Source organism: Pseudogemmobacter lacusdianii (genome assembly GCF_030848395.1).
In the GTDB taxonomy this organism is placed as follows: Bacteria; Pseudomonadota; Alphaproteobacteria; order Rhodobacterales; family Rhodobacteraceae; genus Pseudogemmobacter; species Pseudogemmobacter lacusdianii.
In genome coordinates this window covers 32,240-47,037 of record NZ_JAVDBT010000016.1, presented here as the reverse complement: position 1 = coordinate 47,037, position 14,798 = coordinate 32,240, and the positions used below count along the sequence as shown (strand labels likewise).

Sequence of the window (14,798 nt, the reverse complement as noted above, 5' to 3'; positions counted from 1 at the left end):
TTTGTATAGTTGTCTAGTTATCTAGACAAGTCCGAAATCTTGTCGAGGACAAATGTCTCAGATGCAAAACTCCCCTGACACGGTCGCGCTTGCGGACCCCGCTCAAGCCGCGCGGCAAGAGTGGATGGCCGTTCTGGCCAAGGCCTCGCCGGCGCGGCTGGCCGAACTGCTGCCCAAGCTTCCCGCCCATGAACTTTTGCGCGCGCCTGAGATTGGCGCGGTGATGGTGCGGGGCAGGGTGGGTGGCACCGGCGCGCCCTTTAACCTTGGCGAGATGACCGTGACCCGTTGCTCGGTGAAGCTGGCGGCGGGCTCTGTCGGCCATGCTTTCGTGCAAGGCCGCGACAAATCCCACGCTTTGCGCGCCGCCCTTCTGGATGCGATGCTGCAAGCGACAGGCGCTGCGGCGCTGGAGGCCGAGGTGTTGGCCCCCTTGCGCCAAGAGGCCAAGGCCCGTCGCGATCTGCGGGCTGAAAAGGCCGCCGCGACCCGTGTGGAATTCTTCACCCTGATGCGCGGAGAGGATAAATGACCGCAATCTTGACCGGCGGTTTCGCCGATCCCGCCCCGCAATCTGCCCATGCGTTCCGCGCTTTGCTTGAAGCGATGGCGCGGCCGGGTCGCATCCATACCGTGCTAGGCGCCGAGCCGCCTGCGCCCTTGTCCGTCGCCGCCGGTGTCACGCTTTTGACGCTGACCGATGCGACGACCCCTCTGCATCTGGCCGGAGCCTACGATTGTGCTGATCTGCGCAGTTGGATCGCCTTTCACTGCGGCGCGCCGCTGGTCTCAGCACAAGAGGCGCAGTTCGCCCTTGGCGCTTGGGAGGATCTGCACCCCGTCACCCAGTTCAAAATCGGCGATCCTGCCTATCCCGACCGCTCAGCCACGCTGATCGTCGAGATGCCGGAACTGACGGCGACCGGGGCCAGATTGACCGGGCCGGGGATCGCGGCGGAGGCGCGGCTTTCGCTGCCCGAGACGGCCGCCTTCCAAGCCAATCGCAAGCTTTTCCCCTTGGGCTTTGACGTGATCCTGACCTGCGACAAGCGCCTTGCCGCCTTGCCGCGCAGCACCAAAGTGGAGGCCAACTGATGTATGTTGCTGTCAAAGGCGGCGAGCGTGCCATCGATGCCGCCCATGCCTGGCTTGCCGAAGAGCGGCGCGGCGATCTTGCCATTGCCGAGTTGAGCATCGCGCAGATCCGCGAACAGCTGGCGCTGGCGGTGAACCGGGTGATGGCCGAAGGCTCGCTTTACGACCCTGATCTCGCCGCTTTGGCGATCAAACAGGCGCGGGGCGATCTGATTGAAGCGGTGTTCTTGATCCGCGCCTATCGCACCACTTTGCCGCGTTTCACCGCCTCAACCCCGGTTGATACTGCGTCAATGACCGTGGACCGCCGCGTCTCGGCGACTTTCAAGGACCTCCCCGGTGGCCAAATCCTTGGGCCGACCTTCGACTATACCCACCGGCTTTTGGACTTTGCTCTGATGGCGGAAGGCGAGGCCCCCGCCGCGCCGCGCAGCCCCGCAATCGGCGAGGCGGTCCCGCATGTGACTGAGCTTTTGGACCAAGACGGTCTGATCGAGGCCGAGCCTTTCAGCGATCTCACCCCGCGCGACTTGACCCGTGAGCCGCTGGAATTGCCCGCCGACCGGGCGTTGCGCTTGCAGGCCTTGGCGCGGGCGGATGAGGGCTTCACCCTTGCGCTGGCCTATTCCACCCAGCGCGGCTACGGGCGCACCCATGCTTTCGTGGGCGAGTTGCGCATTGGCCGCGTCGCGGTTGAGGTGGAACTGCCCGAGTTGGGCTTTGCCGTCGAGATTGGCGAGATCGAGCTGACCGAATGCGAGTCTGTGAACCAGTTCAAAGGCTCTAAAATCGAGCCGCCGCAATTCACCCGTGGTTACGGCCTTGTGCTTGGCCAGTCCGAACGCAAGTCGATCTCGATGAGCCTTGTCGACCGGGCTTTGCGCTGGAAAGAGCTGGGCGAGGATAACATCGGCGCCCCGGCGCAGGATGAGGAGTTTGTGCTGTCGCATTGCGACAACATCCAAGCCACTGGCTTCCTCGAACATATCAAACTGCCGCATTACGTCGATTTCCAAGCCGAGCTGGAGCTTGTCCGCCGCCTGCGCGCCGAGGCGATCGCTGCGCAAAAGCCCGAGGATGCAGCGTGATGCCGCATTTCCTTGTCCTTGCCTTCCTGAAATCCGGCCGCCCTGCGGCCCCGAAAAAGGTCAAAACCCGATGACCGATCAGGCTTATAATTTCGCCTATCTGGACGAACAGACGAAAAGAATGCTGCGCCGGGCCTTGTTGAAAGCCTTGGCGGTGCCCGGCTACCAAGTGCCCTTTGCCAGCCGTGAGATGCCGATGCCTTATGGCTGGGGCACCGGCGGGGTGCAGGTGACGGCAGCCTGCCTGACGCCGGTCGACCGGTTGAAGGTGATCGACCAAGGCGCGGATGACACCACCAACGCAGTCTCGATCCGGCGCTTCTTCCAGCGCACCTCGGGCGTGGCGGTGACCGAGGCAACGGCTGAGGCGACGATCATCCAGACCCGCCACCGCATCCCCGAACAGCCGCTGAGCGAGGGCCAGATCCTAGTCTATCAAGTGCCGATCCCAGAGCCTTTGCGCTTCCTTGAACCGCGCGAGACCGAGACGCGCAAGATGCATGAGCTGGAAGAATACGGGCTGATGCATGTGAAGCTTTACGAAGACATCGCCCGCCACGGCGAGGTCTCGACCGCCTATGCCTATCCGGTCAAGGTCGAGGGCCGCTATGTGATGGACCCTTCTCCGATCCCGAAATTCGACAACCCCAAACTGAATGACAGTCCCGCCATCCAGCTTTTTGGGGCCGGTCGCGAATGCCGGATCTACGCTCTGCCGCCCTTCACCAAGGTCGTCAGCCTCGATTTCGACGATCACCCGTTCCAAGCCTCAAAAGCCGAGCATAACTGCGACCTTTGTGGCTGCGGCACCAGCTATCTCGATGAGGTGATCACCGACGATCAGGGCAGCCGGATGTTCGTCTGCTCGGACACCGATTTCTGCGCCACGCGGCAGGCCGAAGGCCATCGCGGGCGCCTTTCCCCGGAGGCCGCATAATGGTCATGATGGAGCGACAACTCTCGGCGCAGGCCGCCGCACCCTTGCTCTCGGTGCAGGGTCTGAGCCGCTATTACGGGGCGCGCATCGGCTGCAAAGACGTGAGCTTTGATCTTTATCCCGGCGAGGTGATGGGGATCGTGGGCGAAAGCGGGTCGGGCAAATCGACGCTTTTGTCCTGCTTGGCAGGGCATCAACGCCCCGATGCCGGGGGGCTGTCCTACAATGGTGTGGATGTGCTGGCCTTAAGCGAGGCCGAGCGTCGCCGTCTGTTGCGCAGCGATTGGGCCTATGTGCACCAAAACCCGCGCGATGGGTTGCGGATGGGCGTCAGCGCTGGCGGCAACGTGGGCGAGCGGCTGATGGCCGTGGGGGCCCGGCATTACGGGCAGATCCGCGACACCGCGACCGATTGGCTTGGCCGGGTCGAGATCGCCGCCGAGCGGATCGATGATCGTCCCTCGGCCTTCTCGGGCGGGATGCAGCAGCGCTTGCAGATCGCGCGCAATCTGGTCACCGCGCCGAAGCTGGTCTTTATGGATGAGCCGACAGGGGGCCTTGATGTCTCGGTCCAAGCGCGGCTTTTGGATCTCTTGCGCGGCTTGGTGCGCGATCTGGGCCTGTCGGTGGTGATCGTGACCCATGATCTGGCGGTGGTGCGGCTTTTGGCCGACCGGCTGATGGTGATGAAATCCGGGCATGTGGTTGAGGCGGGCCTGACCGATCAGGTGCTGGATGATCCGCAGCATGCCTATACCCAGCTTCTTGTCTCCTCGGTCTTGCAGGTGTGATGATGATCGAAGTTCGTAATCTTTCCAAAAACTTCACCCTGCACAATCAAGGCGGCACCGTGCTGCCGGTGATGGTGGGGGGGCATCTTGATGTGGCGGCTGGCGAATGCGTCGGGCTGATTGGCCAGTCGGGTTCGGGCAAATCCACCATGATGCGGATGGTCTATGGCAATTACCTTGCCGCAGGCGGCTCGATCCGTATCGGCGATGTGGATGTGGTCACGGCCTTGCCGCGCGACATCGTGGCTTTGCGCCGCCATACGCTGGGCTATGTCAGCCAGTTCTTGCGGGTTTTGCCGCGCGTCCCGACGATCGATGTGGTCGCCGAGCCGCTTTTGGTGCTTGGCACCCCGGTGGACGCCGCCCGCGCCAAAGCGGCGGCTTTGCTGGAGCGGTTGAACATCCCGCAGCGGCTGTGGGCGCTGTCGCCCACCACCTTTTCCGGCGGTGAGCAGCAAAGGGTGAACATCGCGCGCGGCTTTGCGCATGACTACCCGGCACTGTTGCTCGATGAACCGACTGCCAGCCTTGATGCCGTGAACCGCGAAGTGGTTTTGTCGCTGATCGAAGAGGCCAAAGCCCGTGGTGCCGCGATCCTTGGCATCTTCCATGACGAACCAGCGCGTGAGCGGGTCTGTGACCGGCTGGTGGATGTGACCAGCTTCACGCCGGGTCTTTCGGCATGATCCGGCTGGTCGCCGTCGTCGGCCCCTCGGGGGCCGGCAAGGATCTTCTGATGGCAGCGGCGGCGCAATCGGCGGCCGATGTGCGGCTGGCACGGCGGGTGATCACCCGTCCTTCCGCCGCAGGCAGCGAGGATTTCGAGGGCGTCAGCGAGGATGAATTCGCCGCGCGCGAGGCGCGGGGCGAATTTGCGTTGCACTGGCGCGCGCATGGTCTTGGCTATGCGATCCCCAAGGCCGAGCTGGCGGGCGAGGGGGTTTTGCTCTTCAACTGCTCGCGCCAGATGCTGGGCGCGGCGCAGGCGCAATTCCCGGATCTGGCGGTGATCCATGTCACCGCCCCGCCCGAGATCATCGCGCAACGGCTGGCGGCGCGGGGGCGCGAGTCCGGGGCGGATCTCGCCGCCCGTCTGGCCCGCGCCTCTCTGGCCATGCCCGAGGGGCTAGAGCTGCATGAGGTGGTGAATGACACCACCCCGCAAGAGGGCATCGCCCGGTTTTTGGCAGCGCTTCAACCGCTTAGAGGCGCGCGGTGCAGCAAGTGAAACTGGCCGCTGTCGCTGTCTTCGCCAAAAAGGCAAAGCTCAGCGATGGCGAAGGGCTGCGGCAGCACCGGGGCGAATTGGCGCTGCAAGATGTCTGCGGCTTCAGTGGCGATCTCTGGGGCCAAACGGTCGGTCAGGGTGAGGTGGAAGCGAAACTCTTCCATCACATAGGGATAGCCAAATTCCGCCAGCAACTCGCGCTGCCGCGGGCTCAGGCTTTCGGGGCGACGGCGGGCGATCTCGGCCTCGTTCAGGGGCGCACGGAAGGGCTCCAACCCGCGCACCACCGCGCTGGACAAATCGCGCAAAGGCCCCTCATCGCCTTGCGGCACCAAAGCCAGAAACCCGTCGAGGTTCTTAAGCCGCAACCCGGGCAGCGTGACCGGCGCAAGGCTGGCCGCCAGCGCCTGCACCGACCCTTGCAAAGCCTCAACGCTTTGATCGGTGGCCAAACGGAAGGGCGGTTTGATGGTGCCGTGAAAGCCGTAACGGCGCGGCTCGCGGGTGATCTCGGCGGCGGGCAGGCCCCATTCGGGCTGGGCTATCGCCAGCCCCTGTTCGGCATCCCAGCCCAGCCAATGATTGGCCAGATCGGCGAAGGCCCCGGCCGGCGGGGCGTAATACACGGCGTAGCGTCTGATGTTCATGCGCTGCCCTTTAGCGGCCAGATGTCACATCGCTGTGACAGCTGTGTGCCATTCAACGGCTAAGCGCGTGCTTCGGCAAGACAGGATAAAGTAAGATGACGGATACGATTTTTGCCAATGCCACCCTTGTGTTACCGCATGAGGTGATCCGCGGCAGCCTGCGCATCGAAGAGGGCAAGATTGCCGATATCGCCAGCGGATCCTCGGTGCCTTCGGGGGCTTTGGATTGCGACGGCGATCTGGTGTTGCCGGGGCTGATTGAGCTGCACACCGACAATCTTGAGCGCCATATCCAGCCGCGCCCCAAAGTGCATTGGCCGCATCATGCCGCCATTCTGGCCCATGATGGAGAGCTTGCCAGCGTTGGTATCACCACGGTGTTCGACGCGCTTCGCGTCGGTTCGATCACCAATTCCAACACCAATTACGGCGAATATGCCCGCGCTTTGGCCGATGAGATCATCGCTTTGCGCGGCAAAGGGGCCTTGCGGATCAACCATCTTTTGCACCTGCGCGCCGAGGTCTGCTCGGAGACCTTGGTCGAAGAACTGGCAAAGTTCGGCCCCGAAGACACCGTCGGCATCGTCAGCCTGATGGACCATACCCCCGGCGCACGGCAGTTTCGTGATCTGTCGAAGTTGAAGGAATACATGGTCGGCAAACACGGCATGTCGGATGAGGGTTTCCGCGACCATGTCGCCACCCAGCAGGCCATTGCCGAGCGGCTTGGCGCCGTGCATGAGGCGGCGGCCGTGCAAGAGGCGCGGCGTTTGGGGGCGGTCCTTGCCAGCCATGATGACACGACGGCCGAGCAGGTGGCAGCTTCCAAAGCGCATGGCGCCTGTTTCGCCGAATTCCCCACCACCGAAGAGGCCGCGCAGGCCTGCCGCGATCAGGGCATTGCGGTGATGATGGGCGCGCCGAACTTGGTGCGGGGCGGCTCGCACTCGGGCAATGTCGCGGCGGCGCATTTGGCCGAACTTGGTCTCTTGGACATCCTTTCGTCGGATTATGTGCCCTCGGGCCTCCTCTCGGCGGCGCTGATGCTGGGTGATCTTTGGGGCGACACCGCGCGCGGTGTCCGCACTGTGACCGAGGCACCGGCAAAGGCCACCGCTCTGGCCGATCGTGGCAGCTTGGCCCTTGGTTTGCGCGGCGATGTGATCCGGGTGCAAAGATCCGGTCCGGCGACGCTGGTGCGCGGCGTCTGGGTCGGCGGTGAGCGGGTGGCATAAGTCCCGCTGACCTCCAGCCACCCGAACCGGCCGCTCCTGCGGCCCTTACCAAAGCTGACCCGTCCCTGCCTTAAAGCGGGGGGCGGGTCATAGCGTAAAAGAGGGGGCCGGTCGGCACTGGCATATTCGGGATGTTGATCTGGCTTTGAATGTCGGCAATTGCCGCGCCAGTTTGACCGCCAAAGTTGCCGTCGACTGTCAAATTATAGCCCAGAAGATTCAGATCCGTCTGCAGCTGCATGACGACATCTTGATAGAACCAGTAGCTGTTGCTTTCATAGGTGACACTCACCCGTGTCGGATCGTTCGACCAATAGGGGCGCATCCGGCCAATGGCGGTCGCCACGGCGCTGTGCCAGATCCCTTCGGCGAAATTGGCCTCTTCGCAGATCAGAAGCGCGATCTTCACCAAGTCACCCGGGTCTCCGGTCGGCGAGACATCGACAACCTCATGGGCCAGCGCCACGCCAACCGAAAATCCGTTCACCCATTGAAGATAGAAGCCACGATCATGGTCGGTGCCCGTTGGCCCGAAAACCCGGATCGCTTCGGCGCAGGGCGCACCGCCTGCACCTTTCACTGTAACCGGCTTGTCATTGTCCTGAGCAAAGGCAAGCCCTGGCATCAAAAGAGCGACAGTGCAGCACAGAGACAGAATTTTATTCACGAGGCTTGCTCACAAGGTCGGTAAAAGATTTCGCTTGGTCACCAACTGAATAGAGATGCCCCCGGAAGTCTTCAACAGAGCTTCCGGGGGCATCCGTTAGAAAGGGCTGGCCTTACCAGCTGTAGCCGATGCCGATGCCGGCGCCGGTTTCACCCGAAGAGTTGCTCACCGAGCCGCGCAGCAGCCAGTTTTCGCCCAGACGCGCAGCACCGCCGATGGCGAAAGCATTCGCACCATCGAAGTGGCCCGCTGCAAAGCCCAGCGAGAACTTCTCATCGCCGGTCGGGACGGGCATCTGGGTCATCGCCATTGCCATCGCCACGCCACCGTTGATCTTGTCAGCCACAGCATCCAGCTGACGGCGGTTCACAGCGTCGGTCGGGGCGATACCATCGGCCACACCGCTCATGCGGACCGGGCCACCGGCGCCGTCATCCAAGGCAACGCCCGACGAAGACACGACCATGCTGGTGCCGCCACCCGAGACCGTCGAGGACTTCTCGCCGGTCACACTGGTATGGCCCTTTTTCGACTCAATGCCGTTCTTACCGTCCGCAGTCAGCAAGCTGACCCGGTTTTCGCGAACAACAAGGCCATCGCCTGCGCCGCCCACGGTGACGGTCATACCGCGGCCGTTCACGTCAAAGGTCGTGTTTTCATTGCCCGAGGTCATCGACAGGTTGCCGTTGAGGGTGGTCTTGCCGTTGATCGTTTGACCACCATTGATGGTCGAGCCACCGTAGACATCTTGGCCGCCACGAACTTCTTGGCCGCCGCGCACAGTTTGACCACCGCGCACGTCTTGGCCGCCGCGGACGGTCTGGCCATCGTTCATGGTGCTATGACCGTCGACAGTCAGGTCGTTACCCACGTTCAAGTTTTCGTCGATAATAGCGTTGTCAGCATAGACGATGCCCGCCTCCACGACGTCAGCATCTACGGTGTCTGCATAGACAACGTCGGCGTCGACAACGTCGGCATCTACCGTGTCTGCATAGACAACGCCGGCCTCGACAACGTCAGCATCTACGGTGTCTGCATAGACGACACCGGCCTCCACAACGTCGGCATCTACGGTGTCCGCGTAGACGACACCTGCCTCGACAACGTCTGCATTGACGGTGTCTGCATTGACAGCGCCGGCCTCCACGACGTCGGCATTGACGGTGTCGGCCTCCACAACGTCGGCATTGACGGTGTCTGCATTGACGATGCCAGCCTCGACAACGTCGGCATCGACGGTGTCTGCATAGACAACACCGGCCTCGACAACGTCAGCATCGACGGTGTCTGCATAGACAACGCCGGCCTCCACGACGTCTGCATCTACGGTGTCTGCATAAACAACACCGGCCTCCACGACGTCAGCATCTACGGTGTCTGCATAGACAACGCCGGCGTCCACCACGTCTGCATTGACGGTGTCTGCATTGACGGTGTCTGCATTGACCAAGTCAGCTTCCACGGTTTCGGCTTCCACCAAAACGGCATCCACGAGATCGGCATCCACCGTGTCAGCCAACACATTGTCGGCCACCACGTTGTCTGCCGATACGGTGTCTGCCGATACGATGCCGTCAACAATAACGTTATCTGCTATAACGTTGCCGGCATCGATCGTGTCGGCAAGTACGTTTGTAGCATCGATGGTGTCGGCAAGTACGTTTGTGGCATCGACCGTGCCGGCGAGTACGTTTGTGGCATCGATCGTGTCGGCAAGTACGTTTGTGGCATCGACCGTGCCGGCAACTACGTTCGTGGCATCGATCGTGCCGGTAACGGTGAGGTTTTCGTTGACCGTCAGGTTGTCGTAAGTTGCGTCTTGAGCTTGCGCGACGCCCGCAAAGGACACCAGCACCAAGCCCGCCATCGCCGGAGCAATGCTGGCGACGCGGCCTTTCCAAATGGTCAGGCGTCCGCCCCTCATCTGAGTTTTCATCATGATCTCTTTCCTCTCACTTAGGTCGCGCCTTGCCTGCATGCTTTTCTCGCGTCCTTGGTGAGGGCCAAAATTATGGCGCAAGGCTTCGATCCAGACGCCGGAATGGGCGCCTGAAAGCAGACGGGCTTAGCAATGTTTGGTCATGTCTCAGTCGCAGGACCGCCGTGAATGGGGCGACAGGCGACGTTATCGCGACGATGAGAATTGAGAATTCGGCATCGTCAGATAGGGGCTTAGGCTTACTCTATTCGATACGTCATATGGTTTGTGATCGGCAAATTTCTACAACTGCTAGTCGCATCCCATGTGCCTTGTGGCTGTGTCAACCGCTTGCGATGATCGCTGGGGTGCTAAGTGATGGGACTTCATTCTGGGTCCAAGCTTTACGCCAAGACTTCATTCTGCGTCCCGTCTTGACGCAGGGCTGTCCCGCAAAACCCTCACGGAATTTGCCCGTTCCCGTGGTCGCAGATGGGACGGTGTGGCGACCTCACGGGTGCGGTGTGAGGCGCTTGAGGGCCTCTCTTCAAGCGGCAACGGAGCCGAGCGACGCATGTCATCCTCTGGCGCCAAAGCCTCTGGGGCCGAGCTCAGCTCAGCTCCTTGATCCAGCGACTCCAGTTGCTGTCGATCTCGGTGGCAGCCACAGATTTCTGAACTGCACTTTGTTGTCGGAACGCGCGCGGAGACATGCCAAAGGCGCGGCGGAACATGCTGCTGAAGGATTGCGGATTGCTAAACCCCCATCCCAGCATGATCTCGGAGATCGTCTTGTGACGCAACTCAGGCCGTCTGAGGTCAGCACGGCAGGCGCGCAACCGCCGCTCAAGAATGAAGGCGCTGACCCCGCCGACCGGTTTCATGATCCGGTAGACGGTCGACCGCGACAGGCCAAATTGCGCGGCTATATGCGGCAAACCAAGGTCGGGCGATCGCAAATGGGCATCAACAAATTTGCGAATGGGCAGGAGAAGGGAGCTGCGAACCTCGGGGGCGATATCCTCGCTGACCACACCATTTAGCGTGGCCGCAACCAATGCGATTGTGGCGGGCTGAAGATCGGCCATTTGCAGATCGGTGAGCTTTGGTGCGGCCTCGGTCAGCGCTGCAAGATGGCTGCGCAAAAGCGACACGAGCGGCAGTCTTGCATCATGCACCCGGCCGCCATGCGCATCGGGATAGACCAGCAAAGGCGCCAGCTTGCGGCGGGGGATGACCAGATCATTGCTGAGGTAACTTGACGACATCGTACTGACCGTCTGGGTCATGTCCAAGGTGACAAGATCGCCGCCGCGGGCCGTGCGATCCTCGAATCGGTCCAAGATTCGGCGAAAACCGCGGTTGTAGAACTGCAGCATGTAATAATCGAAGCCGTCTTGAGCGATCCAGTCTTCGGTCCGATTGGTGGTTTGGCTGGTGCTTTCGATCGTGCCGAAGATCAGCTCATGCCCATGCCAGGCTTTCACCTTGGCGCTGAAATCTTGCTCATCGGCTTGTGAAATGTCCCAGACTGCAGTCGCAGCCTCTCGCCAGGCCTTAAGCCTTGACCGCCTTGGCAGGCGCGAAGTGTCAAACTCAGAAAGGAACATTGAAGGCACGTCAAGAAGGCAAAATAATCAATACTACCAGTTGCGTAACAGTAGATACTTAACACTTAGGGCAATGAGAGCCGAGCGCAAGTAAAACAGTTGTCATCAGCCTAACCTTTAGGTTGTGTGCTTAATATTTAAGCGTGTGCTTCTCTTGGGTGGTTGTTTTACACCCTGCAAGGCCTCCTGGCAGGCCAGCAGATGGGAGCAGCCGGGCTTTGCCGCGCCGATCCTACTCCCGCCCTCGCTAAGCTTGGCGGTCAGAGATCCGTAGGAGCGTGCGAAATGCAGGGGGGCTCAGTCCAAGTATCTGATTAACTTAGAAAGTCATCAGGGGCGATTGAAGTTTTTATGTTTCTCGCCGTCGCCTTACGATTTCATGCTTCTGATACATTTTCTCCACATGGTTGATTCAGAGGCCCCGTAGCAGTCCCCCAAGAAGAAGGGCTGCTACATGTTAAAGTTTTACGATCTTGTCGTTGTCGGTGCCGGCATCCTAGGGCTTGGCACCGCGCTGGCAGGGGTCCGGGCAGGCAAGTCTGTCTGCGTGATTGAGCGCGACGCTCGGGCCAACGGGGCCTCGGTGCGCAATTTTGGCTTTGTCACTGTCGCGGGGCAAATGGCCGGTCCGCATTGGCGGCGCGCGCGGCGCTCGCGCGATGTCTGGGCCGAGGTGGCCCCGCAGGCTGGCATCGCGATTCTCCAAGAAGGCCAAATGCTTCCCGCCTATCGCGAAGAAGCGGCCACGCTGCTGCATGATTATCTTGCGCTGCCTGAGATGGGGGCTGAATGCCGGCTTCTTACGCGTGAAGAGGCTCTGAGCCGCATCCCGAACCTGCGCATTGATGGTCTGCGTGACGTGCTGCTCAGCGCCCCCGATCTGCGGGTGGAAAGCCGCGAGGCGCTCCCGAAGCTCGCCGCTTGGCTTGAGAAGTCTCAAGGCGTCGACTTCCGCTTTGGCACGGCCGTGCTTGAAGTGACGGCGCGCGGCGTCGTTACCTCGGCAGGTGAGATCTCGGCCGGCGCGGTTGTGGTCTGCCCGGGTGACGATTTTGCCACCCTATACCCAGAAATCTCCCGCGAGGCGGCTTTGCAAAAATGCACGCTGCAGATGCTGCGCGTGGCCGCGGATGGCATGCCCAAGCTGCAAAGCGCAGTGATGTCGGACCATTCCTTGGCCCGCTATGACGGATTTAGAGCATTGCCGCGTGCCGAGAGCCTTATCGCAAGGCTTGAGCGCGAGGCCCCCGCCCATCGCGCGGCGGGCGTGCATCTGATCGTCGTGCAATCGGCAGATGGCTCGCTCGTCGTGGGCGACAGCCATGTTTATGGCCCGGCGGTCGAACCTTTTGCCACCGCCGATTTCGATGATCTCATCATGGGTCTCTTTGACGAGGTGATCGACCAACCCAATCGCCGCATCATTGGCCATTGGACGGGCAGCTATGCCTCGGCCAGCGACCGGCGCGTGCTTATGGCTCGGCCCGAACCGCATGTCCGGGTCGCTATGATCACCGGTGGCACCGGCGCCTCAACCAGCTTCGCCTTTGGTGAAGAAATCATCGCCGACCTCTTCGGCACCTCCACCCATTTGCCCGAGGATCTGCAATGAACAAGCTGGAAGCCGTTATCTTCGATTGGGCCGGAACGCTGGTCGATTTCGGATCGCGCGCGCCGATGGGCGCTTTCGTAAAGGCCTTTGCCGCCTTTGACGTGGAGATCACTTTGGATGAGGCCCGCGCGCCGATGGGGCGCGGCAAGCGTGACCATATCGCGGCGGTCTTCGCCACGCCGCGCGTCGCCGCCGCATGGCAGGCGCAGCACGGCAAAGCCCCTGACGACGCGGCCATCGACGCGCTTTATGAGGTTTTCCTGCCGCTCAACACCGAAACGGCAGCCCATTATTCGACGCCCATTCCCGGCGCCGCAAAGGTTCTGGCCGATCTGCGCGCGCGGGGTCTGAAGATCGGATCGACCACCGGGTATACCCGCTCGATCATGACCCGCGTCCTGCCCGTCGCGGCCGAGGGCGGTGTGGCGACGGATCTGCTGTTCTGCTCGGACGAGCTTTGCGCAGGTCGCCCCCATGCGGCGGGCATGTTTGCCAATATGCTGAAACTGGAAATCGCCAATGCCGCCCATGTCGTCAAAGTCGATGACACCCCGGTGGGCATTGAAGAGGGCCGCAATGCTGGCGCTTGGACCGTTGGCCTGACGCTTTCGGGCAATGAAACCGGGCTGAGCGAGGCCGAGCTTGACGCGCTTTCCGCAGAGGAGCGCTCGACCGCCCGCGACCGCGCCACCGCACGCTTCACCGCGGTTGGGGCGCATTTCGTGATCGACACCATCAACGATCTTCCCGCCGTGCTGGCCGAGATCGAAGACCGCCTCGCCGCAGGTCAGCGTCCCTGACGCCTGCCTTACGGCGATTGCTTACTACCAAGATGACTAACTCCCAGAAGGGTTCTTAAAAGATGACCACGTTCTCCCTCTCGCGCCGTGCTTTGCTGCAGGCTTCCTTGCTTGGTTCGGCGGCTACTTTGCTGCCGTCCATCTCCTTTGCCGCAACGATGGAAGACTGGGCGCTTCCGGTCGATATCGAGGCTGCACGGCTTGAGGCTGAGGTCTACACCTCCTACGGTATGCCGGCGACTTGGGCCAATTACGGCGAAGTCATGGAGCGCATGGCCGCGACCTATAACTTCACCTACACCCATCACGACACCGACATGTCCTCGATGGAAGAGATCCTGAAGTTCGACGCCGAGCGTAACAACCCGGTGGGCATCTCGGGCGATATCGGCATTCTCTTCGGGCCGGTCGCTGAAGCGCGCGGCGTGGTGCCGAACTACCTGCCGCCGAATGCCGACAAACTGCCCGCAAGCCTGAAGTCGGCAACGGGGGGCTGGGTTGCAACCTTCACCGGCGTTCCGGCGATCATCGTCAACACCGACGTGGTCAAGAACGTGCCGCGCTCGTGGGAAGACCTCTTGAAGCCCGAATACACCGGCCTGATCAGCGCGGTTGATGCCTCGGGCATGGGCGGCACGCAGATGGCAACCTTCATCGCTTGGGCCTATGCCTTCGGCGGCTCGGCCACCGATCTTGCGCCGGGCGCTGAATTCGCGCGCAAACTTGTGCCGCAAATGGCGGGCGGTTCTTCGACCTCGCTGACCATGGAACGCGGCGAAGTGCCGATCCAGATCAAATACGACTTCAACTGCATCGCTCAGGCCGCTGCGTTGAAAGAAAAGGGCATCAACTGCGAAGTCATCATCCCGCAAGGCACGATCTACGCGCCTTCGGCCATCCAAGTGAACCGCTACAACTTGGAAAAGATGAACATTGCCAAGCTGATGCTTGACTTCGTTCTTTCGGATGAGGCGCAGATCGCCTTCGCAAAATTCGGCGCACGCCCGATCCGCTGGGTGCTTGGCGATCTGGAGCTTCCGGCCGAGGCTCGCACCTCCTGGCTGCCGGATGAGCTGTACAAAGACGTCATCCAAGTCGAAGACTGGTCGGCCATCGATGTCAGCGCGCTCGCCCAATACTGGGTCGACAACGTTGTGAACGGCTGAT

15 protein-coding genes are annotated in these 14,798 nt (G+C 61.6%); 11 read left to right on the top strand and 4 right to left on the bottom strand.

From position 1 onward, the window contains the following. Positions 1–61 precede the first annotated feature (61 nt). The 7 genes from phnG to phnN all read left to right on the top strand — a co-directional run bounded on the left by phnG (position 62) and on the right by phnN (position 5,139). The gene (gene phnG / locus Q9295_RS15445) at positions 62–532 is read left to right on the top strand and encodes a phosphonate C-P lyase system protein PhnG (RefSeq protein ID WP_306681482.1); all 471 of its coding nucleotides are present in this window, start codon (positions 62–64) and stop codon (positions 530–532) included. Beyond that, the gene (phnH, locus tag Q9295_RS15440) at positions 529–1,095 is read left to right on the top strand and encodes a phosphonate C-P lyase system protein PhnH (RefSeq protein ID WP_306681481.1); all 567 of its coding nucleotides are present in this window, start codon (positions 529–531) and stop codon (positions 1,093–1,095) included. The genes phnG and phnH overlap by 4 nt, the downstream gene beginning before the upstream one ends. Then, positions 1,095–2,183 (top strand): carbon-phosphorus lyase complex subunit, encoded by a 1,089-nt coding sequence (locus Q9295_RS15435; RefSeq protein WP_306681480.1) that lies wholly within the window; start codon positions 1,095–1,097, stop codon positions 2,181–2,183. Before phnH ends, Q9295_RS15435 begins: the two co-directional genes overlap by 1 nt. 70 nt (positions 2,184–2,253) lie before the next feature. Then, complete coding sequence (locus Q9295_RS15430; RefSeq protein WP_306681479.1) at positions 2,254–3,120, top strand: alpha-D-ribose 1-methylphosphonate 5-phosphate C-P-lyase PhnJ; 867 nt, start codon at positions 2,254–2,256, stop codon at positions 3,118–3,120. 8 nt (positions 3,121–3,128) lie between these two features. Further along, positions 3,129–3,911: a phosphonate C-P lyase system protein PhnK gene (gene phnK, locus Q9295_RS15425; protein ID WP_373457473.1), complete on the top strand. Its 783-nt coding sequence runs from the start codon at positions 3,129–3,131 to the stop codon at positions 3,909–3,911. Positions 3,912–3,913: 2 nt separating this feature from the next. Then, positions 3,914–4,597: a phosphonate C-P lyase system protein PhnL gene (gene phnL / locus Q9295_RS15420; protein ID WP_306681477.1), complete on the top strand. Its 684-nt coding sequence runs from the start codon at positions 3,914–3,916 to the stop codon at positions 4,595–4,597. Beyond that, positions 4,594–5,139 (top strand): phosphonate metabolism protein/1,5-bisphosphokinase (PRPP-forming) PhnN, encoded by a 546-nt coding sequence (gene phnN, locus Q9295_RS15415; protein ID WP_306681476.1) that lies wholly within the window; start codon positions 4,594–4,596, stop codon positions 5,137–5,139. Before phnL ends, phnN begins: the two co-directional genes overlap by 4 nt. Here the strand turns inward: phnN and Q9295_RS15410 are convergent. Next, a complete protein-coding gene (locus tag Q9295_RS15410; protein ID WP_306681475.1) occupies positions 5,106–5,786 on the bottom strand; it encodes a DUF1045 domain-containing protein in 681 nt (226 codons plus the stop codon). The genes phnN and Q9295_RS15410 overlap by 34 nt on opposite strands. A 95-nt stretch (positions 5,787–5,881) precedes the next feature. Here Q9295_RS15410 and Q9295_RS15405 point away from each other — a divergent pair, with 95 nt between their 5' ends. After that, positions 5,882–7,021: an alpha-D-ribose 1-methylphosphonate 5-triphosphate diphosphatase gene (locus Q9295_RS15405; protein WP_306681473.1), complete on the top strand. Its 1,140-nt coding sequence runs from the start codon at positions 5,882–5,884 to the stop codon at positions 7,019–7,021. Positions 7,022–7,091: 70 nt separating this feature from the next. Here Q9295_RS15405 and Q9295_RS15400 read toward each other — a convergent pair whose 3' ends face one another. From Q9295_RS15400 to Q9295_RS15390, 3 genes are all read right to left on the bottom strand, one after another. Further along, positions 7,092–7,688 carry a peptidoglycan-binding domain-containing protein gene (locus Q9295_RS15400; protein ID WP_306681472.1) on the bottom strand — a complete coding sequence of 199 codons (597 nt, stop codon included), beginning with the start codon at positions 7,686–7,688 and terminating at the stop codon, positions 7,092–7,094. A gap of 112 nt (positions 7,689–7,800) precedes the next feature. Continuing rightward, positions 7,801–9,627 (bottom strand): YadA C-terminal domain-containing protein, encoded by a 1,827-nt coding sequence (locus tag Q9295_RS15395; protein WP_306681471.1) that lies wholly within the window; start codon positions 9,625–9,627, stop codon positions 7,801–7,803. A gap of 593 nt (positions 9,628–10,220) precedes the next feature. Next, positions 10,221–11,096, bottom strand: coding sequence for a helix-turn-helix domain-containing protein (locus tag Q9295_RS15390; protein WP_373457471.1), 876 nt, complete (start codon positions 11,094–11,096; stop codon positions 10,221–10,223). Between the two features lie 577 nt (positions 11,097–11,673). Here Q9295_RS15390 and Q9295_RS15385 point away from each other — a divergent pair. From Q9295_RS15385 to Q9295_RS15375, 3 genes are all read left to right on the top strand, one after another. Beyond that, entirely contained in the window at positions 11,674–12,831 is a 1,158-nt protein-coding gene (locus Q9295_RS15385) for a TIGR03364 family FAD-dependent oxidoreductase (protein ID WP_306681469.1), read from the top strand. Further along, on the top strand, positions 12,828–13,631 hold the full coding sequence (gene phnX / locus Q9295_RS15380; protein WP_306681468.1) for a phosphonoacetaldehyde hydrolase: 804 nt from the start codon (positions 12,828–12,830) through the stop codon (positions 13,629–13,631). Before Q9295_RS15385 ends, phnX begins: the two co-directional genes overlap by 4 nt. Before the next feature lie 62 nt (positions 13,632–13,693). Further along, the gene (locus Q9295_RS15375; RefSeq protein ID WP_306681467.1) at positions 13,694–14,797 is read left to right on the top strand and encodes an ABC transporter substrate-binding protein; all 1,104 of its coding nucleotides are present in this window, start codon (positions 13,694–13,696) and stop codon (positions 14,795–14,797) included. The last annotated feature ends 1 nt before the right edge of the window (position 14,798 follow it).

What these genes read in the sequence shown, in the direction of transcription:
- Q9295_RS15395 (WP_306681471.1), bottom strand. Translation starts at nt 9,627, where the DNA reads ATGAAAACTCAGATGAGGGGCGGACGCCTGACCATTTGGAAAGGCCGC.
- phnL (WP_306681477.1), top strand. Translation starts at nt 3,914, where the DNA reads ATGATCGAAGTTCGTAATCTTTCCAAAAACTTCACCCTGCACAATCAA.
- Q9295_RS15385 (WP_306681469.1), top strand. Translation starts at nt 11,674, where the DNA reads ATGTTAAAGTTTTACGATCTTGTCGTTGTCGGTGCCGGCATCCTAGGG.
- phnG (WP_306681482.1), top strand. Translation starts at nt 62, where the DNA reads ATGCAAAACTCCCCTGACACGGTCGCGCTTGCGGACCCCGCTCAAGCC.
- Q9295_RS15430 (WP_306681479.1), top strand. Translation starts at nt 2,254, where the DNA reads ATGACCGATCAGGCTTATAATTTCGCCTATCTGGACGAACAGACGAAA.
- phnH (WP_306681481.1), top strand. Translation starts at nt 529, where the DNA reads ATGACCGCAATCTTGACCGGCGGTTTCGCCGATCCCGCCCCGCAATCT.
- phnX (WP_306681468.1), top strand. Translation starts at nt 12,828, where the DNA reads ATGAACAAGCTGGAAGCCGTTATCTTCGATTGGGCCGGAACGCTGGTC.
- Q9295_RS15435 (WP_306681480.1), top strand. Translation starts at nt 1,095, where the DNA reads ATGTATGTTGCTGTCAAAGGCGGCGAGCGTGCCATCGATGCCGCCCAT.
- phnN (WP_306681476.1), top strand. Translation starts at nt 4,594, where the DNA reads ATGATCCGGCTGGTCGCCGTCGTCGGCCCCTCGGGGGCCGGCAAGGAT.
- phnK (WP_373457473.1), top strand. Translation starts at nt 3,129, where the DNA reads ATGGAGCGACAACTCTCGGCGCAGGCCGCCGCACCCTTGCTCTCGGTG.
- Q9295_RS15375 (WP_306681467.1), top strand. Translation starts at nt 13,694, where the DNA reads ATGACCACGTTCTCCCTCTCGCGCCGTGCTTTGCTGCAGGCTTCCTTG.
- Q9295_RS15405 (WP_306681473.1), top strand. Translation starts at nt 5,882, where the DNA reads ATGACGGATACGATTTTTGCCAATGCCACCCTTGTGTTACCGCATGAG.
- Q9295_RS15410 (WP_306681475.1), bottom strand. Translation starts at nt 5,786, where the DNA reads ATGAACATCAGACGCTACGCCGTGTATTACGCCCCGCCGGCCGGGGCC.